This window comes from Roseomonas acroporae (assembly GCF_023223525.1).
Taxonomy (GTDB): domain Bacteria; phylum Pseudomonadota; class Alphaproteobacteria; order Acetobacterales; family Acetobacteraceae; genus Roseomonas_E; species Roseomonas_E acroporae.
Map to the genome: position 1 here is coordinate 1 of NZ_JALPRX010000095.1, position 26,122 is coordinate 26,122.

The window sequence follows — 26,122 nt, forward strand, 5'->3', positions numbered from 1 at the left end:
CCCTGGAACCCATCCGCCAGGAGGGCGAGGCCCTCCTGGACCTCTCTTCGTCCGGTCCCGGCGGCTGGAACACCTCGGACGTCCCTCCCGAAACGGGGGATCCAAGGGGGCTTCGCCCCTTGGTGGGGTCCAGGGGCAAGGCCCCTGGTGGGGTCCGGGGCGAAGCCCCGAAAAGGCCAACACGGAAGGTGACCGCTTGCCCCGCTACGACGTGGTGATCCTCGGCGCCGGCGCCGCCGGGCTGATGGCGGCAATCGCGGCCGGCCGGCGCGGCCGGCGCGTGCTGCTGCTCGACCATGCCGCCGAGGCCGGCGCCAAGATCCTCATCTCCGGCGGCGGCCGCTGCAACTTCACCAACCTGCACACGGCGCCGGACCGCTACCTCTCGGCCAACCCGCATTTCGCGAAATCGGCCCTCTCCCGCTACACGCCGGCCGACTTCATCGCGCTGGTCGACCGCCACCGCATCGCCTGGCACGAGAAGACGCTCGGCCAGCTCTTCTGCGACGGCTCCGCGCGCGCCATCGTCGCCATGCTGCTGGAGGAATGCGCCGCGGCCGGCGTGGAGCTGCGCCTGCGCCAGCGCCTCCGCGAGGTCACCCGCGCCGAGGCCTTCCGCGTCGAGACCGAGGCCGGCGACATCGCCGCGGAATCCGTTGTCCTCGCCACCGGCGGCCTCTCCATCCCGAAGATGGGCGCCACCGGACTCGCGCACGTCGTCGCCCGCCGCTTCGGCCTGCCGGTCACGGCATGCCGCCCGGCGCTGGTGCCGCTGACCGTGGACGCGGCCATGCTGGAACGCGTCCGCCCGCTCAGCGGCGTCTCGCTGCCGGTGGCGGCGGCGCTGGGCCGGCGTCGCTTCCGCGAGGCGATGCTGTTCACCCATCGCGGCCTCTCCGGCCCGGCGATCCTGCAGATCTCGTCGTACTGGCGCGAGGGCGAGGCGCTGTCGCTCGACCTGCTGCCGGACGCGCCTTCCGACTGGCTCGTCGCGCGCAAGCGGTCCCGCGCGAAGGCGGCGCTGCGCACCGTGCTGGCCGAAGCCCTGCCGCAGCGCCTGGCCGAGGCGCTGGCGCCGCCGGAGAGCGCGGCCGCGCCGATGGCCGACCTGCCGGACCGCACCCTCGCCGCCCTCGCCGCCGGGCTGAAGGCGTGGCCGGTCACGCCGGCCGGCACGGAGGGCTACGCCAAGGCCGAGGTGACGCTGGGCGGGGTGGACACCGCCGCCCTCTCCTCGCGCGACATGAGTGCGAAGGCCGTGCCCGGCCTGTTCGTGGTGGGCGAGGCGGTGGACGTGACGGGCTGGCTCGGCGGCTACAACTTCCAATGGGCCTGGGCCAGCGGCTGGTGCGCCGGCGAGGCGGCGTGAGCCGGAAGCCGCCCGCGGAACGCGCCCGCGGCCCGGCGGAACGCCCTTGCCCCGATGCGTGGCAAGGGGTGACGGCCGCTAGAGCCGATCCAGCCTGACTGTATCAGGCCGGAACGGCTCTGGCCTTTGATTTTTCGCATTTTCCGAGCCGCTGAGCGAGGACGCTCAGCTTGAAAATGCTCTAGACCTTGCCCTCCAGCGTTCGGAATCGGTTGCTTGGCTGCCACCGAGCCGCGGATTCCTCCGACGGAAGGGTTTATCAGGGGCCGATATCAGGGCCTGCCCGGCTCCCCTCCCCGCATGGCTTCCCTCGGGCGATCACCCAGGCCGGCCTCCATCGCGTCATCCCTCCAGCAATCCGGCATGGTCATCCAGGGCCGGCCACCTTTCGGCGTCCGCCTTGCCTGCTTGTCGGCATACATGAGCCGATCGGCTTCCTGGAGCGTGGCGTGCAGCGAGCTGACCGACGGATCGGCAATGGCGATGCCGAGGCTCGCGCCCGGATAGTGGAAACCGTGCCCGGCGAGAACGTAGGTGCCGATCAGGCACGGCGCCAGCCGCCTGCGCATCGCGTCGGCCGCCTCGTCCCGGGCACCGGGCCCGGAAAGCGGCGCCAGCCCGATCACGACGAATTCGTCGCCGCCCCACCGGCCCAGCATGTCGCCTTCCCGCAGGCCGGCTGACAGGCGCCGCCCGCACTCGACCAGGAATTCGTCGCCGATCTCGTGCCCGTAGGTGTCGTTGACCGTCTTGAAGTCGTCGAGGTCGATGAACGCCACGAGAACCGACTGCCGCGTCTGCCTCGCCAGCGTGAAATACTGCTCCAGCCTGGCCAGGATCGCGCGCCGGTTCGGCAGACCGGTCAGCGCGTCGCAATTCGCCGCATACCGCTCCTCCTGACGGCGCATCATCATCTGCCCGGCGACACGGCCGCAGAGCAGGATCAGGGCGAGGCCGAACGCCGCCACGATGCCCCCGGCCCAGAAATGCTGCCGGCGCATCGGCTCCAGAGGGTCGAGCGAGGCCAGCGTAAGCAGCTGATAGGCCTCGTCGGCCAGCGGCTGGCGCCGCAGCAGATAGGGATGTCCGGCGATACGCCACTGGTCGCCCTGATCGGAGCCGGCCATCGCGCGCACCGCCAGGGGTTCGCCGGGATCCTCGTCGTCGTCCGAAGGTTGCGTCTGCAGGGTGCCCGGCGGCAGGAGCGCCGCCACGTTGCGCAGCATGAACGACGCGTCGGAAGCGGTGGTCACGCGGCCCTGGCGGTTCACGATCAGCGCGATGTGCCTGCCCGTCAGGTAGAGCGCCATGGCCGACGCATCGAACTTCACCGAGACCGAGCCCAGCGGCATGTCCTCGGCGTCCTCGATACGGCTGGACACGAAATAGGACGGAGTCCTGTTCAGACGCGCGATGCCGAACATCTGTCCCTTGCCGTCGCGCAGCGCGTCGACGAGGTAGGGCCGGCCCGCATAGATCATGCCGACGATGCTGTCGGGCTCGGCCCAGTTGCTGGCCGTCACCGTATCGTCCGACATGTTGTTCATGTAGATGCGGGCGTAATCGAGATCGCCGGACAGCCTGTTCATGAAGTCGCCGACGCTGCGCACCAGCGGGTCGCGCGTGAACCGTTCCGCGCGCTGCTGGCGCGTCAGCGTTTCCAGGCCGGACGGATCGACGTTGTAGCGGGTGGCGAGCTGGATCACCCCGCTCTGGCGCGCCACCATGTTGGCCACGCTGGCCATCTCCAGGAACAGCCGATCGACCACCCGGGCGGTTGTCCTGGCTTCGTATTCGGCGCTGGCCGCCAGGTCGTCGAGCTGCTCCGCGATGATGCGCCGTGACATCCACCAGCCCAGGCCGGTCACCAACAGCAGCCAGACCACGGCAACGGTCAATGTCACACGGTGCACGATGGGCGGCATCTGCGCTCTGCGAAGTCCTTGCTTTTGTGGCACGCAGCACCAGTCTCCTTCGCGACCGGAACGGACCGTCGGAGGAAGGACGCGCCTGGAGGCGGCATACGCTCCGTGAACGGGAACCTGCGGCGAACCGCCGTTCCGGATGGATTGCGGCTCGCCAGGGAGTCCTGGCCCGGAGCCACGCCCCCCTAGGGGCCGCTTCCCTTAGCATGGCATCCGGAATTGTCGGATACCACCACAAGTTGCCGATGGCGGCCGGGATACGCCAGCCCATGGGCCGCCGGGGCGGCCGCCCCGACGACGCGCCCATGGAAAGCCTCTTCCAGGCCCGCAGGACGAACCCGTCCGGCGGCGCGCCGGTCGGCAAGGCGCGACCACACCAGGCGCGCCGTGTCCGCCTGCGTCAGGACCTTCCGCGGTCGATGGCGCCCCGATCCCGTCCCGGCCGGGCTACGGCACCCCGGAGCGGATGGCGTTCGCCGGCCCGGGGGAGGAGGGACTCACCCATGGGCCCGCCAGAAGAACACCGCCGTCATCGCCGCCCCGTACAGGATGACGAAGCCGCGCAGCACCGGCGCCGGCACCATCCGCGCCAGCAGCGCGCCGCCATAGCCGCCGATCACTGCCCCCAGCAGCACCGCCAGCGTCGCCGGCCAGTGCACCGGCCCGAACAGCGCGAAGCACAGCACGGCGACGCTGTTCATGGCGCTGACCAGCAGCGTGCGCGCCGCGCTCATCGCCTTGATGTCCACCTCGGACAGCAGGCTCCACACCGCCATCATCATGATGCCGACGGCGCCGCCGAAATACCCGCCGTAGATCGAGAGCACCACCTGCGCCGCCACCACCGCCCCCGGCCCGAGCGCCACGTGCCGGCGCAGCAGCGCCCCGGCCTGCCGCCCGAAGGCGAAGGCCAGCGTGCCGAGCAGCAGCAGCCAGGGCAGGATGCCGTCGAAGGCGCTGTTCGGCGTCAGCAGCAGCAGCGCCGCCCCGGCCAGCCCGCCGAGCAGGCTGATCGCGAGCAGCAGCCGGATCGACACCCCCTCGAAGGAGCGGAATTCCGAGCGCCAGGCCAGCGCGCTGGCCAGCGTGCCCGGCAGCAGCGCCACGGTGGAGGAGACGTTGGCCGCCACCGAGGGCACGCCCGTCGCCACCAGCGCCGGCAGGGTGACGAAGGTGCCGCCCCCGGCGGCGGCGTTCATCGCCCCCGCCAGCAGCCCGGCCCCGAACAGCAGCAGCATGGTTTCCATGGGGCCAACCTGTCGCGGATGGCGCCGCGCCGGAATGGGGGATGTACTGAGGCTGCCTTCGGCGCGGACGGAGGCTGGTCGGAGCCGCTCCCTCGGGCCGGGCCGGGGCCGACGGCCGGGAAGGAGGGAAAGGCGTGCGATTCGACCTCGTGGACCTACGGCTGTTCCGGCTGGTGGCCGAGGCCGGCAGCATCACCGCCGGCGCGGAACGTGCCGGCCTCGCCCTCGCCTCGGCCAGCGCCCGGCTGCGGGGGATGGAAGCGGCACTGGGCGTCGCGCTGCTGGCCCGGCACCGGCGCGGCGTAGCGACGACCACGGCGGGCGAGGCGCTGCTGCGCCACGCCCGGCTGGTGCTCGACCAGATGGAGCGGCTGCGCGGCGACATGGGTGCATTCGCCAAGGGGTTGCGCGGCGAGGTGCGGCTGCTGGCCAACACCGCCGCCACCACGGAATTCCTGCCCGGACCGCTCGCCGCCTTCCTCGCCGCCGAGCCGCAGGTGGACGTGGTGCTGGCCGAGCGGCCGAGCCGGGTCGTCGCCGAGGCGCTGTGCGCCGGCCAGGCCGATCTCGGCGTGGTCGCCGACCATGTCGACCGCACCGGGCTGGAGAGCCGGCCGTTCCGGGTGGACCGGCTGGTGCTGGTGGTACCGGGCGGGCATGCACTGGCGCGGCGGCACGGGCCGGTGCCCTTCGCCATGGTGACGGGAGAGAGCTGCATCGGCCTATCCGAAGGCAGCGCGCTGCAGGCGCATCTCGAGGCCCAGGCGGCGCGGCTCGGCGTCCGGCTGCGCTACCGAGTCCGCGTACCCTCCTTCGAGGCGGTCTGCCGCCTGGTCGCGGGTGGCGCCGGCCTGGGCGTGGTGTCGGAGACGGCGGCCCGGCGCTGGCCGCGCGGGCCGGCGCTGCGCCACGCCGCGCTCGCCGATCCCTGGGCGACGCGGCAATTGCGCCTCTGCGCACGCCGCTTCGACGAATTGCCCGCGCATGCGCAGGCGCTGGCGGCGGCGCTCGCCGGCTCAGCGTGAGAGATGACGGGTCTGCAGCACGGTGGTGGAACGCATCGCGGCGGCGGGCAACGGCTTCGGCCCGGCGGCCCGGACGTTGACGAAGGTCTGCAACGTATCGAACCAGAAGGGCGCACCGAGCATCGCGGCAACTGCAGTCAGGAGCCAGCCTAGGACGCTCGTCAGCCAGTCGAACTTCGGGTCCTGCCAGGGCCAGCCCTTCGGCCACCCCAGGGGCAGGCCGATCGAGCCCAGCTCGGATTGCAGGTTCGTGTACCTTGTCCGGACCGCCTCGAAATTCCTCTCGAGGTCCGGATCGACGGGCGGGGCACCGGCCGGAGACCGCGCGGGCGCCGTCTCGCCGGCAGCCGGCGTCGCGGGCGTTCCACGAAATGCCGCGGCATTGGCATCGACCCAGCCCGTCGCGAGGCTGGCCAGGGCCTCCCGCGTCGCCGGCGCGCCCGCGAGCGTCCGCTCGATGCCGATCGAGTCCACGTTGATGACGACGGCGAGGACGAAGCCGATGCAGAACCCGATCACCTTCGCCCAGCGCTTGTAGATGCCGCTGGTACGGGCCATCGCATGGTCGAACCAATCCTCGACCGCGTGCCGCAGCGTCTCGATCTGGCCATCCGCCTGCCGGACGAGGGCCTGGAGCGCGATCTTCGCCGCGCCGTCGGGCAACGCGTCGATCGCACCCGCTACGCCGCCGAAGGTGATCTCGGCTTCCCGCCTGATTGTCAGCAGATCGAACAGGGCGTGGGAAAAATTGGCGGAGGAAAGGTAGGCGGGCCCCCAGAAGCGTTGCCGCACCAGAGGATGCGCCAGGATATCGACCGACCTGGCCTGTGGCGCCGGCAACGGCGCCGCCGCCGGCTCCGGGCCCCGAGGCGACGGATCCACGGCCGCCTGTTGCTGCCCCTTCTGCACCGCCTGATCCAGCAGCCTCGCCAGCGCATGTCTCAGGGTGATCGCCCGCAACCCGACCAGCGCCGCGATCGCCTCCTGAACGGTGGTCACCAGCAGCGAGAACATCAGGAACACGAAAGTCAGACCGATCGCGGTCTCGATCACCGTTCCGAACATCGCTTCCCCCGCCCACCTGGCCGAAGCGGGATGGCCCCGGCCCGAAAGAAACGATTATGCAATAAAAAGCCGGCGGGACTTATGGCATCTCGTTAATCATTCGCAACACTTCCGCGACCACCGCCGCCGTCCCGTCCTTCCCGCCGACGTCGCGCGTGCGCAGCCCGGCCGCGAAGGCCCCGTCCACCGCCGCCTCCAGCGCCCGCGCCGCCTCCTGCCACGCCCCGCCCGCGCCGCGCCCGCCCAGCCAGTCCAGCATCATCGCGGCCGAGAGCAGCATGGCGGTCGGGTTGGCGATGCCCTGGCCGGCGATGTCGGGCGCGGTGCCGTGGCTCGGCTGGAACACCGCGTGCCCGTCGCCGATATCGGCCGAGGGCGCGAAGCCCATGCCGCCGATCAGCCCGGCGGCGAGGTCGCTCAGGATGTCGCCGAACATGTTCTCGGTCGGCAGCACGTCGAACTCCCAGGGCCGGCGGACCAGGTCGAGCGCCATCGCGTCCACGTAGTGGCTGCGCGATTCCACGCCCGGGAATTCCTTCGCGACCCCGTCGAAGATCGAGCGCATGAAGGCGAAGGCGCGGAACACGTTGGCCTTGTCCACCAGCGTCACCACGCCGCGCCGGCCGCGCGCGGCGGCGCGCTGCTCCGCCAGCCGGAACGAGAAGCGCGCCAGCCGCTCGGTGGTGCCGCGCGTGATGCGCAGCGTCTCCTCGGCCGCCTCCGCCGTCACCGTGCCGCGGTCGCGCGAGAAGAACAGCCCCTCCGTGCTCTCGCGCAGGATCACGAGGTCGATCCCCGCCGCGCGCGGATCGGCCAGCACCGTCGGCAGGCCGGGAATGGCGCGGATCGGCCGCACCCCGGCATAGAGGCCGAGGCGGAAGCGCAGGTCGAGCTGCGGCGCGATCTCGGTGCCGTCCGCGTAGCGGATGCCGGGCCAGCCCATGGCGCCGAGCAGGATCGCATCGGCCGCCTCCGCGCGCCGGAAGGTCTCCTCGGACATGGCGGTGCCGGTGTCGCGGTAGCAGAAGGCGCCGGCCTCCAGCGTCTCGAACGCCACGCCGAGGCCGTGGCGGCGTACCAGCACGTCCAGCACGGCGAGCGTCGCCTCGGTCACCTCGCGCCCGATGCCGTCGCCCGGCATCACCGCCACGCGCACGCTGTTGTCGCCGCCGGGCATGACGCCCCTCCCCTTCGCCGTCTTGCCTCCCCTATCCTGCCGCAAGACCGCCCCGGCAAGGGGCAAAGGGAGGGAACGGATGCCGGGAGCTTTCAGGATCGGCCGGCGCGCGTCGCTCGGCCTCGGCGCGGGCATGGGCGCGGCGCTGGCGGCGGGCGCCACGGCGCGACGCGCCTTCGCGCAGGAGACCTACCCGGGCCGCCCGGTACGCATCATCGTCCCCTTCCCGCCCGGCCAAGCCGCCGACATCTTCAGCCGGCTGCTGGCCGAGGAGCTGTCCCAGCGCTGGCCGCAGCGCGTCTTCGTCGAGAACCGCGCGGGCGGCGCCGGCGCCATCGGCATGGAGGCCGGGGCGCGCGCCACGCCGGACGGCTACACGCTGGTCTGCGGCACCTCCGGCACGCTCGGCATCAACCCGAGCGTGCTGACCCGCCTGCCCTACGACGCGGAGCGGGACTTCGCCCCGATCACCAACATCTTCATGCTGCCGCTGGTGATCGTGGTACATCCCGACTTCCCGGCCCGCACGGCGCAGGAGCTGGTCGCCTACGCGAAGGCGCGGCCGGAGGGGACCGACTTCGCCTCGGCCGGCCCCGCCACCTCGCAGCACATGGCGGCCGAGCTGTTCGCGCTGCGCACGGGCGTGAAGCTGAACCACGTCCCCTATCGCGGCAGCGGCCCGGCCATGGCGGACCTGCTGGCGGGCAACGTGAAGCTGATGTTCGACAGCATGGCGAGCGCCCTGCCGCAGATCCAGGCCGGCCGCATCCGCGCCCTGGCCGCCACCACCGCCACCCGCGCCGTGCAGCTCCCCGACCTGCCCACCGTGGCCGAGACGGTGGCGCCGGGCTACGCCGCGATGGGCTGGTCCGGCCTCGTGGCCCCTTCCGGCACGCCGCCCGAGATCGTCGCGAAGGTGAACGCCGACAGCGTGGCGATCCTGCGCGAGCCGCGCGTGGTGGCGCGCATGCAGGAGCTGGGCGGCACCGCCGACCCGCAGACGCCCGCGCAATTCGCCGCCTTCATCCGCGACGAGATCGCCAAGTGGCGCGAGGTGGCACGCGCCGCCAACGTCCGCCTGGACGGGTAGAGCATCGTCGAGCCGCGCGCACGCGCCTTGAAGCCCTCGCCTCGGCGCCCCCGCCTCAGCGCCCCGCCCCGGCGTCTCCCCCGGCGCCCGCCCGGGCGTCCACCCCGGCGTCCCCCCCGACGCCCCCTGCGGGCGCCGCCGTGCCGGGCGGCGGCCCGGCGACGCCGAGGATCGCGTCCGGGTGCGGCACCGGGCGCTGCGGCGGCGGCGCGGGCGCCGCCGTCTCCTCCCAGCCGCCGCCGAGGGCGCGGTAGATCGCCACGACGTCGAGCGTCAGCGCCAGCGTCGCCTGGAGAAGCTGCTGGCGCGACTGCAGGAAGGTGCGCTGGGCGTCCAGCACGTCGATGAAGCTCGACAGGCCGTGGTCGTAGCGCTCGCGCGCGAGCTGGAGCGCCGTTTCCGCCGCCCGCACCGTGCGCCGCAGCGACTCGCGCTGCTGCGCGTCGGTGCGGTAGGCGGCGAGCGCGTTCTCCGACTCCTCCAGCCCGCGCAGCACCGCGGCGCGGTAGGCGAGCGCCGCCTCCCCCGCCTGGGCGCGCGCCACGCGCAGGTTGGCCGTCAGCCGCCCGCCCTGGAAGATCGGCAGCGAGATGCTGGGGCCGATCGAGTAGAAATGGCTCGACCAGTTGCTGAGGTAGCTGAAATCCGTGGCGCGCACGCCCAGGCTGCCGGTCAGCGAGATGTCCGGATAGAACTGCGCCACCGCGACGCCGACGCCCGCGGTCGCGGCGTGCAGGTTCGCCTCGGCCTGGCGGATGTCCGGGCGGCGGCGCGCCAGCGTCGCCGGCAGCCCCACCGGCACCACGGGCGGCGTGGGCGGGATCGGCGCGGCCGCGGCCAGCTCCGCGTCGAGCCGGCCCGGCGGCTCGCCGACCAGCACGGCGAGCCGGTTCATCGCCAGCCGCGCCTGCCGCTCGTACTGCGGCAGCTGCGACTGCTGCGTCTCCACCTGCGCCCGGGCGTTCTCCACGTCGAGCTCGGTGGTCAGCCCCTGCTGCCGCCGCCGCCGGGTGAGGTCCAGCACGCCCTGCGCCGTCGCCACGTTCTCGCGCTGCGAGGCGAGCAGCGCCTGGGCGCCGCGCAGCGTGGCGTAGTTGCGCGCCACCTCCGCCTCCAGCGAGACCAGCCCGTCGCGCGTCGCCTCCACCGAGGCCTGGGTGCGCGCCCCGGCCTGTTCGACGGAGCGGCGGACGCGGCCGAACAGGTCCAGCTCCCAGGAGGCGTTGAGCGCGCCCTGGTAGAGGCTGATCGGCTGCGTCACCTCGCCGAGCAGGTCGCGCCCGGCCGCCCCGACCCGGTCGCCGAGGCCGGGCGAGTACCGGTTCAGCGCCGAATCCGGGGCGCGCAGCCCGTCCACCGCGCCGTAGGCGCCGTGCGACTCCAGCAGGCCGCGCAGGCCGAGCTGCTGGTAGGTGTAGCTGGCGGTGCCGGTCAGGCTGGGCAGGCCGGCGGCGCGCGCCGCGGCCTCGTTCTGCTGCGCCTCGGTGATGCGCAGCACCGCCTGCTGCAGGTCGAGGTTGCCGGCGATGGCGCGCTCCACCAGCGCGGTGAGCTGCGGGTCGCCGAAGCCACGCCACCATTCCGGATCGGGGTCGGTGCCGACGGTGACGCCGGCGAGGATGGCGCCCTCGGCCGGCCGCGCCGCCGGCTCGCGCGTCGAGCGGTCGTTCCAGCCGCCCAGCGGCCAGAGCTTCGGCAGCGAGAAGTCCGGCCCCACCGTGCAGCCGCCGAGGCCGAGCAGCAGCGCGGCGGCGGCCAGGCGGGCGGGTATCCGGGCCAGAGGGCGGGCCAGAGGGCCGGCCGACGGACGGGCCGGCAGGCGGCGCGTGCGGCGCGCCGCCATTCGTCTCGAACGGAGCATGCGATCAGTGTCCCCCGCCGCCCCCCTGGACCTTCAGCCCCGACATCATCAGCGCGGCCGGGATGATGAGGAAGGCGAGGCAGGCGGTGATGATGAAGACGTCGCCATAGGCGAGCACCGCCACCTGCGCGCGCAGCATCTGGAAGACCTGCCCGGTGGCGAGCTGCGCCGCCTCGGCGGCGGAATAGCCGTGGTCGACGAAGGCCTGGCGCAATTGCTGGAGCAGCACGTTGTAGGGCTCGTTGGTCGGCGACAGGTGCCCGACCATGTGCGCCTGGCGGATCTGCATGTGGTCCTGCACCAGCGCCGTCGAGACCGAGATGCCGATGCCGCCCAGCACGTTGCGGCACATGGTGAACAGCGCCGTGGCGTCGCCGTTCAGCTCCTTGGGCAGGGTGGCGTAGGCGAGGGTGCTGATCGGCACGAAGAGGAAGGCGAGGCCCGCCGTCTGGGTGGCGCGCATCAGCGCCAGCCCGGCGAAGTCGATGTCGGGCGTGATGCCCTGCGAGTAGAGCAGCGACGAGCCGAGGACGAGGCCTCCGAAGGCGATCACGTACTTGGCCGGGATGAAGGAGAGCGACTTGCCGACCAGCGGGATCAGCAGCACCAGCACCACCGCCCCCGGCGTCAGCACCAGGCCGGACCAGGTGGCGGTGTAGCCGAACTGCTGCTGCGCGAGCTGCGGGATCAGCACCGCCGAGGCGTAGAGCACGAAGCCCATGATGCTGATGAGCACGCAGCCCAGCGCGAAATTGCGGTCCTTGAATACCCGCAGGTCGACGATCGGGTGCTTCGCGCGCAGCAGCCAGGTGATGCCGCCGACGAAGCCGATCACCGAGAGCAGCGCGGTGATGCGGATGAAGCTGGAGTCGAGCCAGTCCTCGTTCTCGCCGCGGTCCACGGCGATCTCGAGGCCGCCGAGGGCGAGCACGATGAAGCCCAGGCCGACATAGTCGAAGCGGAAGGGCCTGGCGTGCTCCTCCTCCACCCAGGGCGGGTCCTCCACCACCTGCAGCACGCCGAAGAAGGTGATCAGCCCGACCGGCACGTTGATGAGGAAGATCCAGTGCCAGGAATAGGTGTCGGTGAGGTAGCCGCCCACCACCGGGCCCAGGATCGGCGCGATGATGATGGCGATGGCGGTGAGCGAGAAGGCCGCCGAGCGCTTCTCCGGCGGGAAGCTGTCGAGGATGATCGCCTGCTGCGTCGGCTGCAGGCCGCCGCCGAAGAAGCCCTGCAGGGCGCGGAACAGGATGATCTGCCAGAACTCGGTGGCGAGGCCGCAGGCGAAGGAGGCGACGGTGAAGCAGCCGATGCAGATCAGGAAGTAGCGCTTGCGCCCCAGCATGCGGCTGAGCGAGCCCGAGATGGTCAGCACGATGCCGTTGGCGACGAGGTAGGTGGTCAGCGTCCAGGTGCTCTCGTCGTTGCTGACCGAGAGGCTGCCGGCGATGTGCGGCAGCGAGACGTTGACGATGGTGGTGTCCAGCACCTCCATGAAGGCGCCGAGGGTGACGGTGACGGCGACCAGCCACGGGTTGTAGCGCGGCTTCCAGCCGCGCGACGCCGCGCCGCTCATTCCCGCGCCGCCGGCACGCGGCCGCCCTCGGTCCATTCCGTTCCGGCGCCGGCCGTTCCGGTGCCGGTGGTTGCGGTGCCGGTGGTTGCGGTGCCGGCGGTTCCCGGGCCGCCATTGGCCGCGCCGCCGGTCCCGCGTGCCGTCGCCCCGTTCGCCCGCCCCCCATCCGTCCGCCCCGCATCCGCCGGGCGCCCCGCATCCGGGGCGAGGTCCACCGTCGGCACCACGGAGAGCCCCAGCGGCAGCGGGATGCCCGGATCGAGCCCGCTGTCGATCACGATCTTCACGGGAACGCGGCGGACGATCTTGACGAAGTTGCCGGTGGCGTTCTCGGCCGGGAAGGCGCTGAAGCGCGCCCCGCTGCCCATCTGGATGCTGTCCACGTGGCCGCGCAGGTCGAGGCTGGGATAGGCGTCGACGCTGATCCGCACCGGCTGGCCGGGGCGCATGCGGTCGAGCTGACCTTCCTTGAAATTGGCCGTGATCCAGACCTCCGGCGTCACGATGAAGAAGACCTGCTGTCCGGCCTGCACGAAGGCGCCGCGCTCCACGTTGCGACGGGTGATGCGCCCGTCCTGCGGGGCGCGGATCTCGGTGTAGGTGAGGTTCACCTCGGCCTCGGCGAGCTGCGCCTCGGCCTGCTCCACCTGGGCCCGGCGCTGCTGCACCGTGGTCTCGGCGAGCTGGATGCTCTGCTGCACGAGCCCCGCGATCTGCACCTGCGCGTTGGCCTGGGCGACGGCGGCGGTGTTGGACTGGAGCTGCGCCGTGGCGGTGTCCACGCTGGTCTGGGTGGTGGCGCGGGGATCGACGCTGCGCTGGCGGCGGTACTCGGCCTGCGCCTGCGCCTGGCTGGCGCGGGCGGAGTCGCGCTGCGCCTCGGCCTGCTGCAACTGCGCGGGATAGCGGACGCGGGCGATCTGCAGGTCCAGCTCGGCCGCGGCAAGCTGGGCGCGGGCGAGGTCGAGATTGGCCTTCGCCTGATCCCGCGCGGTGACGTAGTCGCGCCGGTCGATGCGCAGCAGCAGGTCGCCGGTGCGCACGAACTGGTTGTCGGCGACGTTCATCTCCACCACGAAGCCCGCCACCTTCGGCGCCATGGAGACCGCCCTGCCCTCGGTATAGGCGTCGTCGGTGGATTCCAGGTTGCGCGTCAGGTACCACCAGACGCCGCCGCCGGCGGCGGCAATCAGCACGAACAGGGCCAGGACGATCAGCGGCCACCGGCTGCGGCCGCGCTTGCCTTCCTTGCCCTTGTCTTTGCCCTTGCCCTCGTCCTGGCCTTCTCCGGCCGTCCCGGCGCCGTCCCGCCCCGACTCGCCATCGGCGGGGTCGGCCTGCTTCCCGGGCTCGCGGCGCGGCCGGTCGCCGCGGTCCGCCTCGGCCGTCGCGCCGCCTTCCCGGCCGGCATCCCGCCCCGTCGCCGCGCCCCGCCCGCCCGGCCGGTGCCCGTCCGCGTCGGGCCCGCCCGTGTCGCGCTCGCCCGTGTCGCGCTCGCCGCGCGGCGTCATCCGCTCGTCGTCGACATCCTCGGAGGGGACGCCCTGTCTGTCAGTCATGCTGTCCTCGTCCCCGGCGGGGTCCCCGGCGGGCTGCCCACATACATTCCTGAACGAATGTAAGACACACACGGTTGGTTGAGCCGCGCCGGGGCGTCCCGGCCGGCCTGGCCGTCACCCCCCGCCGGGAGGCGCATGCCGGAAGCGCGAGCCGGATCAGCCGCGCCCATCCGCCCGCATCGTGGCCAGCAGCGCGCGCAGGATGGCCAGGCCGTCCGGCAGGAGGCGGAATTCCGCCGGGTCGCGCAGCCAGCGAAGCAGCATGCCGTGCACCAGGGAGTGCACCGCCATCGCCGCCTCGTCCGGCAGCCAGGGCGCAGCCAGGGGGCGGCGGGCATGGCCCAGCCGGAACAGCCGCGACAGGGCGGCGGCCAGCGCCTTCTGCGCCTCCACCTGTCGCGACAGGGCCGGGGCCATCTCGCCCACATACTCACATCGCAGGAACAGCACGGTGAGTTGCCGCTGGCGGCGCGGATCGCGGCTGAAGGAGTCGAAGGTGGCCTCCAGCGCCTGCTCCAGCTCGGCCACCGGGTCGGGGTCCGCCTGCTGGCCGAGGCGCGAAAGCAGTTCCTCCTGCGGCAGCAGCAGGCGCTGCTTGATGGCCAGGAACAGGTCCAGCTTGCCGCGGAAGTGCCAGTACACGGCGCCGCGGGTCACGCCGGCGGCGCGCGCGATGTCCTCCAGCGAGGCACGGGTCACGCCGCGCTCCAGGAAGATCTGCTCCGCCGCATCCAGGATGGCTTCCCTGGTCTGCGCGGCCTTCTCCTTGGTCTGCCTCGCCAACGCCGGCCCCTCTCGACGAGGGCGCTCTTACTTACATTCACGGATGTATGCAAACCGACCGTGGCCCGGCACGTCCCGCCACTGGTCACGTTCGTGTCACAGGGCCGGCGGGGCAAGGGGCGGACGGCACCGCCCCCGCCCAACCCGCGCCCGGATGCTCAGCCCCGCGCGAGCCCCGCCGCGCGCATCGCATCGCCCATGATGCGGTCGGATTCCGCCATGCGCGCGGCGAAGCCCGGCCCGTCGGCCCACACCGTTCCGAAGCCGCGCGCGTCCATGAATTCGCGGTACTCGCTGGAGTTGTAGACCTTCTCCAGCGCCTTCCCCAGCGCCTCGCGCACCGGCGCCGGCAGGTTCGGCGGCCCGGCGATGCCGCGCCAGGTGGCGACGGAGTAGTCGATGCCCAGCGTCTCCTTCAGCGTCGGCACCTGCGGGAAGACGCGGCTGCGCTGCGGCGCCATGATCGCCAGGGAGCGGGCGCGCCCGGCATCGATCATCGCCCGCGCCTCCGGCACCGAGCAGGGCACGATGTCGATGCCCCCCGCGGCGAGGTCCTGCATGGCCGGCGCCGCGCCGTTCGAGGGCACCCAGCGGACGTGGTCGCCGCGCAGCCCCATCGCCTGCAGCCAGCCCACCAGGGCGAGGTGCCAGCTTCCCCCCTGCCCCGTGCCGGACGCCTTCAGCCTGCCCGGCGGCGCCGCCCTGATCGCCTCGGCCAGGGCGCGGATGTCGTTGTAGGGCGAGGCGGTGCTCACCTGCACGCCGGGCGGGTCCTCGTTCATCAGGGCCAGCGGCGTGTAGGAGGAAGGGGTCAGCTCGGTCAGCCCCTGCCAGTGCAGCATGGTGATCTCGACCGTCAGGATGCCGATCGTGTAGCCGTCCGGCTGCGCCGCGTTGATCGCCGCGTGCCCCACCACGCCCGAGCCGCCGGTGCGGTTCACCACGTTGACCGGCTGCCCGAGCTCCCGCTCCAGCCCGGCGGCGACGATGCGCGCCGTGGCATCGGTGCCGCCGCCCGCGCCCCAGGGGCAGATGAGCTGGATCGGCCGCGACGGGTAGCGCGCCTGCGCCAGGGCCGGCCGCGCCGGATCGCCCACGGCCAGCCCGGCCGCACCCAGTCCCGCCGTCGCGAGCAGCCCACGACGCCTGATCCCGACCATCCGAACCTCCTCCCCGCTGCGTCCCGCCGGAGGCGGCCGCGCTTCGTTGCGCCGACGCTAGAGCATTTCCACGCCGAGCGCACGCGCTCAGCGGCGCGGAAAATGCGCCGAATCAAAAGGCTGGAGCCGTTCCAGCCGGATCCGGGCAGGCCGGCGCGGCCCGCCGGGAGAAGAGCGGCACCCGCGGGCGCGGGCAGGCGGTGGCGAGTTCCTGCTTGGCCGCCGCAGCGCGTCGCGGCGCCCGCGGGCGCGGGCAGGCGGGCGCCGTCCCGCGCCGCCGGCCCCGCGTGACGCGGAACCGGCCGCCAGGGCGACCCCCGCCGGCAAGGCAGCCGCGTCCCCGGGAATCATGGAACGGATTTCATGATCGCGCCGGAACGGCCTCCAGCGCCCCGGGCCCAGCTTGCCGTTCGAAGCGGGGCGATCCCCGCAGCCCCGATGGAGCCAGTCCCGATGCCGTCCCCGAACCCCGCCCCCCGTCGCCGCCGCGCCGCCTTCGCCGCCGTCCTGCTGGCCGGCTCGGCGCTGGGTGGCCTCGCCTGGAACACGCTGCCGGCCTTCGCCGAGGGCAACGCCACCCAGAACGCGCCGGTCAACGTGCCGGCCGCCGGTGCCGGCCCGATCGCCGTCGCCGCCGCCGCCCTGCCGAGCTTCGCCGACCTCGCCGCCAAGGTGCGGCCGGCGGTGGTGACGATCACCAGCACCGAGCGGGTGAGCGCGCAGGCCGACTCGCCCTTCCAGCAGGGCTCCGGCCCCGACGACATGTTCCGCCGCTACTTCGGCGCGCCCGGTGGCCAGGGGAGTGGCCAGGGGGGCGGCCAGGGCGGGCCCGGCGCCGAGGAGGGCCGTGGCGCCCGCCCGCGCACCGTGCAGGGCCTGGGTTCGGGCTTCATCGTCGATGCCGAGGGGCACGTCGTCACCAACAACCACGTCGTCAACGGCGCCACCCGCGTCACCGTGACCCTGGCAGACGGGCGCGAGCTGCCGGCGCGGCTGGTGGGGCGCGACCCGCGCACCGACCTCGCCGTGCTCAAGATCGACGCGGGCGGCCCCCTGCCCTACCTCGCGCTCGGTGACAGCGACAAGGCGCGCGTCGGCGACTGGGTGGTGGCGATGGGCAACCCGTTCGGCCTGGGCGGCACGCTGACCGCCGGCATCGTCTCGGCCCGCTCGCGCGACATCGGCTCGGGCCCCTACGACGACTACCTGCAGGTCGACGCGCCGATCAACCGCGGCAACTCGGGCGGCCCGCTCTTCGCGCTGGACGGCACGGTGATCGGCGTCAACACGGCGATCCTCAGCCCCTCCGGCGGCTCGGTCGGCATCGGCTTCGCGATCCCCTCCAACCTCGTGCGCAACGTGGTGGCGCAGCTCGAGGAGCATGGCCGGATCGACCGCGGCTGGCTCGGCGTGGTGACGCAGCCGGTCGATGCCAACATGGCCTCGGCGCTGCGCCTGCCCAACAACCACGGCGCGCTGATCGCCGACGCCCAGCGCAACAGCCCCGCGGCGAATGCCGGCGTGCAGTCCGGCGACGTCATCACGGCGGTGAACGGCAAGCCGGTGGCGAGCCCGCGCGAGCTGGCGCGCACCGTGGCCGGCCTCGCCCCGGGCAGCACCGCGACGCTGACCCTGCTGCGCGATGGCAACGAGCGGACGCTGAGCGTCACCCTGGCGCGGCAGCAGGACGAGACGGTGAAGGAGGCGGCCGCCGACCGCCAGGGCGCCGAGCGCGGCATCGGCGTGGCGCTGGCCCCGCTCAACCCGCAGGTCGGCGAGGAGCTGGGCCTGCCGCCCGGCACCCGCGGCGCCGTGATCGCCCAGGTGCGGCCCGACAGCCCCGCCGAGGCGGCCGGCCTGCGACGCGGCGACGTGATCCTCGGCGTGGGCAACCGCGCGGTGGGCGAGCCGGGCGAGGCCGCGCAGGCGATCCGCGAGGCGCTGCGCGGCAACCGCAACGCGGTGGCGCTGCGGGTGCTGCGGGAAGGCCAGTCCATCTTCGTCGCGGTGCCGGCGGAGGCCAACGCGGCCAGCCGCAACGGCTGAGGTCCCGGCGCCGGCCGCCGGAACCCGGCGGCCGGGCCCGGCCTCGGCAGCCACGGTCTACGGGGGCAGGGCCAACGCGCCATGCTCCCCGCAGGATCCCGTCCGACCGAGAGGGGTCGGCCGGATGGGATGACGGGACGGCGGCGGGCAACCGCCGCCGTCCCTGTTGCCCCGCCTCGTTGCCCCGCCTCGGTGTGGGGGCGACTTCCTTCGGTCGCCATGCCGGCATGCCCGACGGGGTGCCGGTACGGCGCAGGGATGGCCGCGCGACACGCGGGCCACCCGTGGCCGCGCGACGCGAAGGGCGGGTGCGGCCGCTCGACACGAGGGCCGCGCGCCTCCGCCTCGCGACGGTACCGACCCCCGGGCAGTCCCGGAACGTCCCGCGCCGGACAGCCGCGGTACCGCCGGCCGGGGCGCCTCGATGGGGCGCCCCGGTGGGGGCGCCCCAGTTGGGACGCCTCAGTCGGCGCGACGGTGCCGCCCCTCCCGGATCTCCTCGATCATCTTCCGGCAGAAATCGGGCAGGTCGTCCGGCTTGCGCGAGGTGACCAGCCCCCGGTCCGTCACCACCGGCTCGTCGCTCCAGCGGGCGCCGGCATTGGTCAGGTCGGTCCGCAGCGAGGGCCAGGAGGTCACGTGCCGGCCCCGCACGCCATCCGCCTCGATCAGCGTCCAGGGACCGTGGCAGATCGCCGCGATCGGCCTGCCGGAATCGACGAAGTGGCGCACGAAGGCCACCGCCGCCGGCAGGGTGCGCAGGCTGTCCGGATTCTTCACGCCGCCCGGCAGGACCAGCGCGTCGTAGCGACCGGGGTCATCGTCGCGCAGCGACCGGTCGGCCGGGATCCGGTCGCCCTTCTCCGTATCGTGGTTGTAGGCCTGGATCGGGCTGCCTTCCGGCGTGACCACGAACACCTCGGCGCCGGCCTTGAGCAGCGCCTCGCGCGGCCTGGTCAGCTCGACCTGCTCGACGCCGTCGGTCGCGAGAATGGCGACGACACGGCCGCGCAGGGAGTCATCGGGGTTTGCGGTTGCCATGCAGCATCCTCCGTTCCGGATCGGATCAGCAGAACGAGGAGCGCGGCGACCGGGTTCGCGAACATTCCGTGCGGCCAAGGGAACCGCCTGGAAGCCGCCGGAGACGGACCGCACGAAGCCCCGCGAACCGCACCCGGCCGACAGGGTTGACAGCGGCGACGCATCCGGCGCTTAGGAACGGCGACAGCTCCGGTGCCCGTAGCTCAGCCGGTAGAGCACGTGACTTTTAATCATGGGGTCCCGGGTTCGAATCCCGGCGGGCACACCACTCTTCTTCGCGCGGGGGCACATCGGGGGCACAAACCTGCAGTGCCCCCTCCCCTCTCCCATCACACCACCCAAGCCCTGACCGCGACCCGCATCGGCATGGCGATCAGGCCCCGGTGCGTCACGGTCATGGCGGTGGCGCCGTTGCAGATCGCCAGCGCCGGGACGCCGCGGAGCAGCGCCCGGTCGCGCAGCACCAGCAGGTCGCCGCGCTGCGCCAGCGCTGGCTGCACCTCCTGCATTCCGGCCGCCTGGCATACCTCGGCGCAGGCCGCCTCAAGGTCCTGGCCGTAGCTCTCGATCACGCCGCGCGCATCGGCCTCGCCGTCGTAGGTCCCGCGCCAGTCCCGCCCCAGGTCCGGGCCACCCATGGCCCGGATGGCGCTGGCGGCGAAGGTGGCGCAGTCGTGGATCGCCCACTGGAACGGGCGCTGCCCGGCCTTCGAAGTAGGCCATCAGCCGTTCGAGCCAGTCGGGGCGACGGGGCATCAGCGCCTGGGTTTGCGGCACGCCGCCGGGCAGGAAGACGAAGGTCCGGGTGTCGGGCGCCTCGCGGTCGGTCAGATCTCCCCATGCCGGGTAGAGGCGCGGCTGCGTCTCGATCAGCAGCAGTCGGCCGACGAATCGGACCTCGGCGGCGATCGCGGTATACTCGTCATAGGTCCCGGCATCGGCGTGGATGACGATCGCCCTCGCCCAGCGCATCAGGCGGGCGATACCCGGCCATCCGGCGGGGCCGGTCGAGCCGGCTGGCGGGGACGCCGCGTCGGCCACGATGGGCCACGATGGCGAGGTGCAGTCCTGCGGCTGCCGCCTCGGCCACCGCCGCGATGATGGGGCTACGACAGGCGCGTCAGATCGCCCTCGGCAGCGTGGCTGCGTGGTGCATGGGTGGCTCCGGAGTGGGGTGGGACTTCTTCGGGAGAAGTCGAAAAAAGGCCGGTGTGTTCCCAAATCCAGAACAAAAGTCTTGTTCCCGAATGTGGAACAGGCTACATCATGCCCATGCAGATCATCGCGAAGCGCACGCTGCGGCAGTTCTGGGAGCGGGAGCCGCAGGCCGAGGCGCCGCTTCGCCTCTGGTTCGCGATGGTCAACAAGGCCGAGTGGAACAACCCCGCCGAGGTCCGCGCCACGTTCGGCTCGGCCGACTTCGTGGCCGACAGCCGCGTGATCTTCGACATCGGCGGCAACAAGTTCCGGCTCGTCTGCCGGATTTCGTACCGCTTCAAGCGGGTGATGGTGAAGTTCGTCGGCACCCACCGCGAGTACGACGATATCGACCCCAGCACCGTCTGAGGGCGCAGAAGGGAGCCTCACGCATGGACATTCGTCCGCTTCGCACCGAAGCCGACTACGACTGGGCTCTCCGCGAGGTGGAGAGCTACTTCGACAACGAGCCCGAGCCCGGCACGCCCGAGGCCGACCGCTTCGACGTGCTCTCCAGCCTGATCGAAGCCTACGAGGCCAAGGTCTGGCCGATCGAGGCGCCCGACCCGGTGGATGCCATCCGCGCCCGCATGGAAGATGCCGGCTACAGCCAGACCGATCTGGCTGTGTTGCTCGGCTCTCGGTCCCGCGCCTCGGAAATCCTGGCCCGCAAGCGCGGGCTGACGATGGAGCAGGCGTACAAGCTGCACACCGAGTGGAGGATCCCGGCCGAAGCCCTGATCCAGCCGCTGCACGCTGCATAGGAGAAGGGCGCCTCGTCGCCAGGACGCCCTCGGTTCAGGCCGTCGGTCAGGTGTTGTGGCGCACCGCCAGCAGCTCGTGGCGGCGATGGTCGAACCTGCTGCGGAGGCAGGCCACACGGCCATTGCCGCGATGATCGGAACGACGACGGGTATGTCAGTGCGCGGCCGCCGTCTCGGCCGACGCGCCACTATCAGCCGGCTCGCCGAGCTTCCCGCGGAGGAAGGCGCGCCAGGCGTCCAGGTCGACGGCCTCGCCGGCCTTCTCGGCCAGCCCCGGCCAGTCGACTTCCTCGAAGTCGGACAGGCGCCAGATCGACGCCTGCTGCCAGTCGTCGCGGCCCGGAGGAGGCGGCACGTCCGCTGCGTCCAGCAGGTCGGCCACCTGCTGGATCAACGCCATCTGCGCACCCATGGCGATCGCGTAGGCCACCCGCATCGGCGCGCCGCAATGCACGGCGAGGGCGGCGATCGTGGGCGGCGCCCGGTGAGCCATGCCCGGCAGCACCGCCGCCAGCATGCCGTCCATCGGCTCGCTCAGGTGCTCGGTGCCCGGCGGCGGCTTCGCGTTGCGCCCGGGATCCTCGCGACGGCGATCTTCGGTGGCCCGGGCGCGCTGGTGGTAGTTTCGCAACGCCGGATCGACGTTGGCATGCACCCAGGTTGCGGCGGCGTCGGGATCGACCTGCCCGCTGGCGAGCACGGGCATCCCGAGCTGATCCCAGCGGGTGACTTGGCTCTTGTGGACGTTCATCAGCCGCGCGAAGGCGGCCTTGCTCATGGGAGCAGCCATCGGCAGTGCCTCCGGGCACAACTAATGCGCGTGGGTTGGGTTGCGATTATGTACGGTTTCGTGCCTAGAAAAGGCGCGCGACTCCGCCACCCGTGTGTCACCCACCCCCCCCCTGGGGCCCCACGCCTGGACAACCATCAGTCGTGCCCTCCGTTGGCTGGGGTTAGGTCCGGGCAGCCGCGCAGGATCTCGATCGCCCGCGCGACGTCGTGGTCGAGGAGGCCGACGCGCCAGTGCGGCTGCACCAAGTGGGACGCGTGCGCCTCCAGGCCCTCGGGCCGGTCATCGAGGACGACGTATCGGCCTGCATCGTGGGCCTGGAGCCAGCGGGTGATCTCGTCTCCCCGCGTCGGGCCGTCCTCGTCTGTGCACCAGTCCGCGTGAAAGGGCGCCGTGAGGCCAGCGTGAGCGAGATGCGGCCGCACATCCCCATGCAGCCGCCACGTGCTCGACACGACCACAAGACTGGCGGTCTCGGCGCAGAGGCGGTTGAAGCGTTCGATGGCATCGACATGCAGGACGCGCCGCGGCTTCTGGCCGGATCGCAGCCGCTGCTTCCAGCCCGCTGGGTAGAAAGCGAGAACGCCATCGATGTCGAGGAAGATGATCGTGGAAAGGCAGTGTTCGGATGCGACCATTGCCTGCACTCGGTTCTGGTTCACTGACACGCCAAGAAACTTGGGCACGAGGTGCAGCGCATCGACCTTGATGCTCCCCGCCTACCCGCCAGCCTTCTTCGTCGGCTGCTTCGGCGCGTTCATGCGCTCGTAGATCTTCTCGGCGTTGGGGATCTTCAGCGCGCTCGGCTTGTAGCCCCTGTGGCTTGCGTCGGTGACGATCGCACCATCCGCCGCGGCCTTCACGGTGTGGGCGACCTCGCGGAAGAACTCGACGGGGCAGCCGCAGTGCACCGCCTTGCTCGCCATCACGGAGAGGCCGAGCGTGTGGCCGATCGTCGTGATCATGCTGGCGCGCTCGATGTCGGCGCGCACGGCCTGGATCGAGGCGCCGCGATGCATCAGCGGCGCGATCAGCTCGGGGAAGCCGGCCGCGCTGCATTCGGCGACGATGGCGGTCATCTCGGCGGCAGCCTGCCTTCCCTTCGCGCCCATGCTGGCCGTGGCTTCGGGGAACATCGCCACCGGAGCGGCGGCGAGCTGATCGCCGGCGGGGGTAGCGGCTTCTTGCGGTGAGGGCGTCGGGGCGGGCACCGCGGCGACGGCCACGGGCGCCGTCACAGCCGGCGCTGGTGGGGCATTGGCCTTCACCTTGGCCGTCGTCGCGGGCGCTGCCGCCTCTCTCGCCTTCGCGGCGGCATGCACCAGGCTGGCCCCGACCGGGGCGGTCACCTTCTGCGTCATCGCGTTCATATCGTGTGGTCCTCTCGGATCTGGGTCGGCGCGCTCAGCCACGCACCAGTCGGCGCAGGCTCTGCGGGCGGATGCAGGCGATCAGCGGGTTGGACTGGACTTCCAGCACCACCTGCTTGCTGGTCTGCCGCTCTGGCCGACGCAGCACGTAGAGCTGTTCGCCAGGGGCCTGGACGGCTTCCATGCTGTCGGCGGGTGCGTAGTAGGTCTGGAACAGGCCGGGGACGCCTTCCACGAACAAGCGCGCTTCATCGGTCGGCACGGCGACGGTGGCGTTGTCGTCGGTGCCACGGTAGTTGACCCAGAGGATGCCGGCGTAGCTGAAGGCTGAGTAAGGCGTGCTCTCCGAAATTGCCTTCGCGATGTCCTGGCTGCCCAGCGCGTCGAACTTGCGGGCATGGACCACCTCCCGGCAGGTCCAGAAATCATCGAAGAAGTTGTCGCCGCAGAGGACCGTGATCATCGCCTTGCTGGTGGGCAGGCCGTTCAGTGCCCGCACGACCTGTCGCTTGAGCCCCAGCGCCCGCTGCACGATGACGGCGGTGTCGGAGGTGCTGGTGGAGAAGGGGATCGTCACCGGCGCCGGCCGCGTGGTCCCCGTCCAGCCGAAGAAGTCGTAGAGGATGGTCGCGTTGTCCGCGTCGTAGACCACGCCGTCGATCGCCCCCAGCAGCAGGTGCTCCAGCGTCAGGGCCCATTCTGTCAGGATGCCCCACGGGCCTTCCAGGCGGTCGTTGATCAGGCTCTCCAACGTCTCGGGCTGGCCGGTGCCGGGCCGCAGCGCGGCGAGAAGCTCGTCGGCGGTGACCTCGAACTCGCGGCTGAAGTGGTAGGACGGCAGCTTCCGGATCGCACCCTGCGGCCGCACCAACTGGCTCGGCGTCGATCCGCGCGGGCTGCTGGACAGCAGGCGGATCGAGCCGGTGGCTTCCTCGAAGGCAGCGTCGAGGGTGGTGATGCCCTCGGCCGGCGCGATGCCGCGGCTGCTGAGCAAGCCCGGGACGTAGGGCGGCTACTGATCGACGCCGAGGATGTAATAGATCGTCGGCGTGCCAGTGGCATCGGACATGATGATGCTCCCTGTCACGGCCACGCCGTCACGGCTCGTCCGGCTGGTATTCGTCGTTCAGGCCGAAGCCCTTCAGCCACGACGCCACGCGGTCATCATTTCCAGGCGCGGGACTTCCGATCCAGGACCGGGTTGCGCAGTTCGGCCTCGGGGTGGTGCCTCTCCATGCACTCCTGCGATCGCGCCCAGGCATCGGCGAGCCGGCTCACTTCCTCCCGCTGCGCGGCGCCGTCGCGGATCAGCGCCTGCAGCTTGGGTGCGGTCCTGCGCCACCATTCGGCCCGCGCGGCGTCGGCCTTCTCGTAGGCACGCAGGGCCGCCTCGTGCTGCCCGATCGCCTCGGACTTCTCAGCATCGGCGCGCCGGGCATGCAGTTGCTCGATCACCGCTTCCACCCGTTCGGCCAGTTCGCGGGCGGCGACCAGCGCCTTGTCGGCGGCGGCAAGCTGCGCCGGCGTGCCATCAAGCAGCAGGGCATCGCGGCGGCGCTTCGCCTCAGTGACGCCTATCTGCGCCTCGGCGCGAGCGGCCTCGGCGCGCGTCAAGGAATCGGCGATCGCCGCTGCGGTGTTCGCGGCGGGTCGCAGGGTGCTCAGGTCCATGACATGAACTTCCGGAAGGAGTGGATGGCGGGTGATGGCGTGCGCTGGGAGACGGAGCAGGTGTCGCGCCGCTGCAGCGTGGCCTCGGCGGCGTTGAGCCGCTCCAGCACGAGATGCAGCGTGTCGGCCTCGGCATCGGCCACGGCGATTGCGGCCTCGGAACCGTCGGTCAGAAGCAGCGATTCACGTCGGGCACGGATGGCAGCGATCCGCTGCTGCACGGCGCTGCGTCGCCGCTCGATCTCCTGCAGCCCTTGTACCGGGCTCAGGGATAGGAGGTCGTTGATCCGCACGAAGGCTCTCCAAGCATGGAGAGAATTTTCGATAGATTGCAGATATATACGTGACTTCTATGCAATCACGCTGTGTCGCTGGCGAGATCGTGGATGCGCCGCCAGCCGAGAGAGCGGCCGTCGCTGAGCATCGTCAGCCGGAACAGGGCACGGCGCAGCACCGAACTGGCGAGAGGTACGCCGTCGCGCTCGCGATCGCCAGGCCAGCACTCGATCAGGTATGTGTCCCAGGCACGCGACAGCGCCTTCGCGGCGACGGTCGGCGGCATCGTGCCGAACAGCGCGATGGCGGCACGTACGGCCTCGCGGCGCTTCTCCTTGATCGGCTCTGGTGGCGGCGGGATCTGCCGCGCCAGCCATTCGGCTTCGGCCTGCGGCAGCAGGGCCAGGACGCGGGCGCGCATCGCGACGTCGGCCGGGGTCACGGCATGCGCCCCCGGATCAACTCGGCGTAGTACCTGACGGCCTGCACCGCGCCCGGCGCCGGCGGGACGGCGTTGATGTTGTGCATCACGACGGCGTTGATGTTGTGCATCATGAAGGCGCTGCGCTCCGCCGGCTTGAGCAGGCCGAGGTTCAGCAGCACGAAGTTCACCTCCGCGCGGAATCGCTGCGTCCGTGTGTCGGCTTCCCAGGCGTAGGGCGGCGGCGGCGGTGGCGCGCTCCTCGTGCCGGGCCGGGTGGTGCTCCCCACGGCGGGGATCACGTCCTCCCAGGTCAGGCCGGCCGAGGCGAGGATGCGCGTCGCCGCGAGGCCTGCGGCAGCCCGCTCGCCGTCGTGCGGCGAGGCCAGCAGGGCCAGTACCTCCACCCGCCGCTCGCGCTTCTCAGGGCTGAGGGGGCGGCTCATGGCTGCGTCCCCATCACCTCGACCCAGGCCAGCCGCTCTGCCTCGGCCCGCGGCAGCCCGGCGTCGAACTCCAGGATCGCGGCCCGCTCCTCGAAGGCGTCGCGGAGATCGGCCTGCAGGGTGCCCGGCGATACCTCGGCCCGGGCCCGCCACCGCTCCGCCAGAACCGCCAGGGATGTTCTCTTCTGAGCCATATCCTGCGTTTTCAGGTCGGAAGGGTCGGAATGGTCGGAAGGCGAGCCGATATCAGCCACTTACGA

General features: G+C 72.1%; 24 protein-coding genes, 1 tRNA gene and 2 pseudogenes. 7 read left to right on the forward strand and 20 right to left on the reverse strand.

Annotated elements, in window-relative coordinates:
- Window positions 1-196 precede the first annotated feature (196 nt).
- Window positions 197-1,369 carry a BaiN/RdsA family NAD(P)/FAD-dependent oxidoreductase gene (locus M0638_RS20305; protein WP_248668832.1) on the forward strand — a complete coding sequence of 391 codons (1,173 nt, stop codon included), beginning with the start codon at window positions 197-199 and terminating at the stop codon, window positions 1,367-1,369.
- Window positions 1,370-1,641: 272 nt separating this feature from the next.
- On the opposite strand, the gene M0638_RS20310 is transcribed toward M0638_RS20305, so the two are convergent.
- Window positions 1,642-3,294: a GGDEF domain-containing protein gene (locus M0638_RS20310; RefSeq protein ID WP_248668833.1), complete on the reverse strand. Its 1,653-nt coding sequence runs from the start codon at window positions 3,292-3,294 to the stop codon at window positions 1,642-1,644.
- Between the two features lie 497 nt (window positions 3,295-3,791).
- Window positions 3,792-4,541, reverse strand: coding sequence for a sulfite exporter TauE/SafE family protein (locus tag M0638_RS20315; protein ID WP_248668834.1), 750 nt, complete (start codon window positions 4,539-4,541; stop codon window positions 3,792-3,794).
- 134 nt (window positions 4,542-4,675) lie between these two features.
- On the opposite strand from M0638_RS20315, the gene M0638_RS20320 reads away from it, so the two are divergent.
- The gene (locus M0638_RS20320; protein WP_248668835.1) at window positions 4,676-5,566 is read left to right on the forward strand and encodes a LysR substrate-binding domain-containing protein; all 891 of its coding nucleotides are present in this window, start codon (window positions 4,676-4,678) and stop codon (window positions 5,564-5,566) included.
- Here M0638_RS20320 and M0638_RS20325 read toward each other — a convergent pair.
- Both M0638_RS20325 and M0638_RS20330 read right to left on the reverse strand, forming a co-directional pair.
- Complete coding sequence (locus M0638_RS20325; protein ID WP_248668836.1) at window positions 5,558-6,631, reverse strand: hypothetical protein; 1,074 nt, start codon at window positions 6,629-6,631, stop codon at window positions 5,558-5,560. The two genes, M0638_RS20320 and M0638_RS20325, sit on opposite strands and share 9 nt — an antisense overlap.
- A 79-nt stretch (window positions 6,632-6,710) precedes the next feature.
- Window positions 6,711-7,808 (reverse strand): isocitrate/isopropylmalate dehydrogenase family protein, encoded by a 1,098-nt coding sequence (locus tag M0638_RS20330; protein WP_248668837.1) that lies wholly within the window; start codon window positions 7,806-7,808, stop codon window positions 6,711-6,713.
- Between the two features lie 79 nt (window positions 7,809-7,887).
- Between M0638_RS20330 and M0638_RS20335 the strand changes: the two genes are divergently transcribed.
- Window positions 7,888-8,898 carry a Bug family tripartite tricarboxylate transporter substrate binding protein gene (locus tag M0638_RS20335; RefSeq protein WP_248668838.1) on the forward strand — a complete coding sequence of 337 codons (1,011 nt, stop codon included), beginning with the start codon at window positions 7,888-7,890 and terminating at the stop codon, window positions 8,896-8,898.
- A 55-nt stretch (window positions 8,899-8,953) separates the two neighbouring features.
- On the opposite strand, the gene M0638_RS20340 is transcribed toward M0638_RS20335, so the two are convergent.
- The 5 genes from M0638_RS20340 to M0638_RS20360 form a co-directional block, all read right to left on the reverse strand.
- Window positions 8,954-10,759: an efflux transporter outer membrane subunit gene (locus M0638_RS20340; RefSeq protein ID WP_248668839.1), complete on the reverse strand. Its 1,806-nt coding sequence runs from the start codon at window positions 10,757-10,759 to the stop codon at window positions 8,954-8,956.
- Between the two features lie 4 nt (window positions 10,760-10,763).
- Window positions 10,764-12,338 (reverse strand): DHA2 family efflux MFS transporter permease subunit, encoded by a 1,575-nt coding sequence (locus M0638_RS20345; RefSeq protein WP_248668840.1) that lies wholly within the window; start codon window positions 12,336-12,338, stop codon window positions 10,764-10,766.
- On the reverse strand, window positions 12,335-13,897 hold the full coding sequence (locus M0638_RS20350; RefSeq protein ID WP_248668841.1) for an HlyD family secretion protein: 1,563 nt from the start codon (window positions 13,895-13,897) through the stop codon (window positions 12,335-12,337). Before M0638_RS20350 ends, M0638_RS20345 begins: the two co-directional genes overlap by 4 nt.
- 156 nt (window positions 13,898-14,053) lie before the next feature.
- Complete coding sequence (locus M0638_RS20355) at window positions 14,054-14,680, reverse strand: TetR family transcriptional regulator (RefSeq protein ID WP_248668842.1); 627 nt, start codon at window positions 14,678-14,680, stop codon at window positions 14,054-14,056.
- A gap of 158 nt (window positions 14,681-14,838) precedes the next feature.
- Complete coding sequence (locus M0638_RS20360) at window positions 14,839-15,840, reverse strand: tripartite tricarboxylate transporter substrate binding protein (RefSeq protein ID WP_248668843.1); 1,002 nt, start codon at window positions 15,838-15,840, stop codon at window positions 14,839-14,841.
- A gap of 453 nt (window positions 15,841-16,293) precedes the next feature.
- On the opposite strand from M0638_RS20360, the gene M0638_RS20365 reads away from it, so the two are divergent.
- Entirely contained in the window at window positions 16,294-17,886 is a 1,593-nt protein-coding gene (locus M0638_RS20365; protein WP_248668844.1) for a DegQ family serine endoprotease, read from the forward strand.
- Between the two features lie 462 nt (window positions 17,887-18,348).
- Here M0638_RS20365 and M0638_RS20370 read toward each other — a convergent pair whose 3' ends face one another.
- Window positions 18,349-18,927 (reverse strand): type 1 glutamine amidotransferase domain-containing protein, encoded by a 579-nt coding sequence (locus M0638_RS20370; protein WP_248668845.1) that lies wholly within the window; start codon window positions 18,925-18,927, stop codon window positions 18,349-18,351.
- A 192-nt stretch (window positions 18,928-19,119) separates the two neighbouring features.
- Here M0638_RS20370 and M0638_RS20375 point away from each other — a divergent pair.
- Window positions 19,120-19,195: transfer RNA gene (locus tag M0638_RS20375), tRNA-Lys, on the forward strand.
- A gap of 61 nt (window positions 19,196-19,256) precedes the next feature.
- Here M0638_RS20375 and M0638_RS20380 read toward each other — a convergent pair.
- A pseudogene (locus tag M0638_RS20380) lies at window positions 19,257-19,625 on the reverse strand (DUF6950 family protein); the annotation flags it as partial.
- A gap of 568 nt (window positions 19,626-20,193) precedes the next feature.
- Between M0638_RS20380 and M0638_RS20385 the strand changes: the two are divergent.
- On the forward strand, window positions 20,194-20,493 hold the full coding sequence (locus tag M0638_RS20385) for a type II toxin-antitoxin system HigB family toxin (RefSeq protein WP_248668847.1): 300 nt from the start codon (window positions 20,194-20,196) through the stop codon (window positions 20,491-20,493).
- 23 nt (window positions 20,494-20,516) lie between these two features.
- The gene (locus M0638_RS20390) at window positions 20,517-20,888 is read left to right on the forward strand and encodes a helix-turn-helix domain-containing protein (protein ID WP_248668848.1); all 372 of its coding nucleotides are present in this window, start codon (window positions 20,517-20,519) and stop codon (window positions 20,886-20,888) included.
- A gap of 154 nt (window positions 20,889-21,042) precedes the next feature.
- Here M0638_RS20390 and M0638_RS20395 read toward each other — a convergent pair whose 3' ends face one another.
- The 9 genes and pseudogenes from M0638_RS20395 to M0638_RS20435 all read right to left on the reverse strand — a co-directional run bounded on the left by M0638_RS20395 (window position 21,043) and on the right by M0638_RS20435 (window position 26,116).
- Entirely contained in the window at window positions 21,043-21,678 is a 636-nt protein-coding gene (locus tag M0638_RS20395; RefSeq protein ID WP_248668849.1) for a hypothetical protein, read from the reverse strand.
- A gap of 137 nt (window positions 21,679-21,815) precedes the next feature.
- Window positions 21,816-22,346, reverse strand: coding sequence for an HAD domain-containing protein (locus tag M0638_RS20400; protein ID WP_248668850.1), 531 nt, complete (start codon window positions 22,344-22,346; stop codon window positions 21,816-21,818).
- Between the two features lie 51 nt (window positions 22,347-22,397).
- The gene (locus tag M0638_RS20405) at window positions 22,398-23,039 is read right to left on the reverse strand and encodes a hypothetical protein (protein ID WP_248668851.1); all 642 of its coding nucleotides are present in this window, start codon (window positions 23,037-23,039) and stop codon (window positions 22,398-22,400) included.
- A gap of 43 nt (window positions 23,040-23,082) precedes the next feature.
- Window positions 23,083-24,045: pseudogene (locus tag M0638_RS20410) on the reverse strand (major capsid protein); the annotation flags it as partial.
- Window positions 24,046-24,212: 167 nt separating this feature from the next.
- A complete protein-coding gene (locus M0638_RS20415) occupies window positions 24,213-24,719 on the reverse strand; it encodes a hypothetical protein (protein WP_248668853.1) in 507 nt (168 codons plus the stop codon).
- Window positions 24,710-25,012 carry a hypothetical protein gene (locus M0638_RS20420; protein ID WP_248668854.1) on the reverse strand — a complete coding sequence of 101 codons (303 nt, stop codon included), beginning with the start codon at window positions 25,010-25,012 and terminating at the stop codon, window positions 24,710-24,712. Before M0638_RS20420 ends, M0638_RS20415 begins: the two co-directional genes overlap by 10 nt.
- Before the next feature lie 65 nt (window positions 25,013-25,077).
- Complete coding sequence (locus M0638_RS20425) at window positions 25,078-25,437, reverse strand: hypothetical protein (RefSeq protein ID WP_248668855.1); 360 nt, start codon at window positions 25,435-25,437, stop codon at window positions 25,078-25,080.
- The gene (locus tag M0638_RS20430; RefSeq protein WP_248668856.1) at window positions 25,434-25,862 is read right to left on the reverse strand and encodes a hypothetical protein; all 429 of its coding nucleotides are present in this window, start codon (window positions 25,860-25,862) and stop codon (window positions 25,434-25,436) included. Before M0638_RS20430 ends, M0638_RS20425 begins: the two co-directional genes overlap by 4 nt.
- Window positions 25,859-26,116 (reverse strand): hypothetical protein, encoded by a 258-nt coding sequence (locus M0638_RS20435; RefSeq protein ID WP_248668857.1) that lies wholly within the window; start codon window positions 26,114-26,116, stop codon window positions 25,859-25,861. The genes M0638_RS20430 and M0638_RS20435 overlap by 4 nt, the downstream gene beginning before the upstream one ends.
- Window positions 26,117-26,122: the final 6 nt, after the last annotated feature.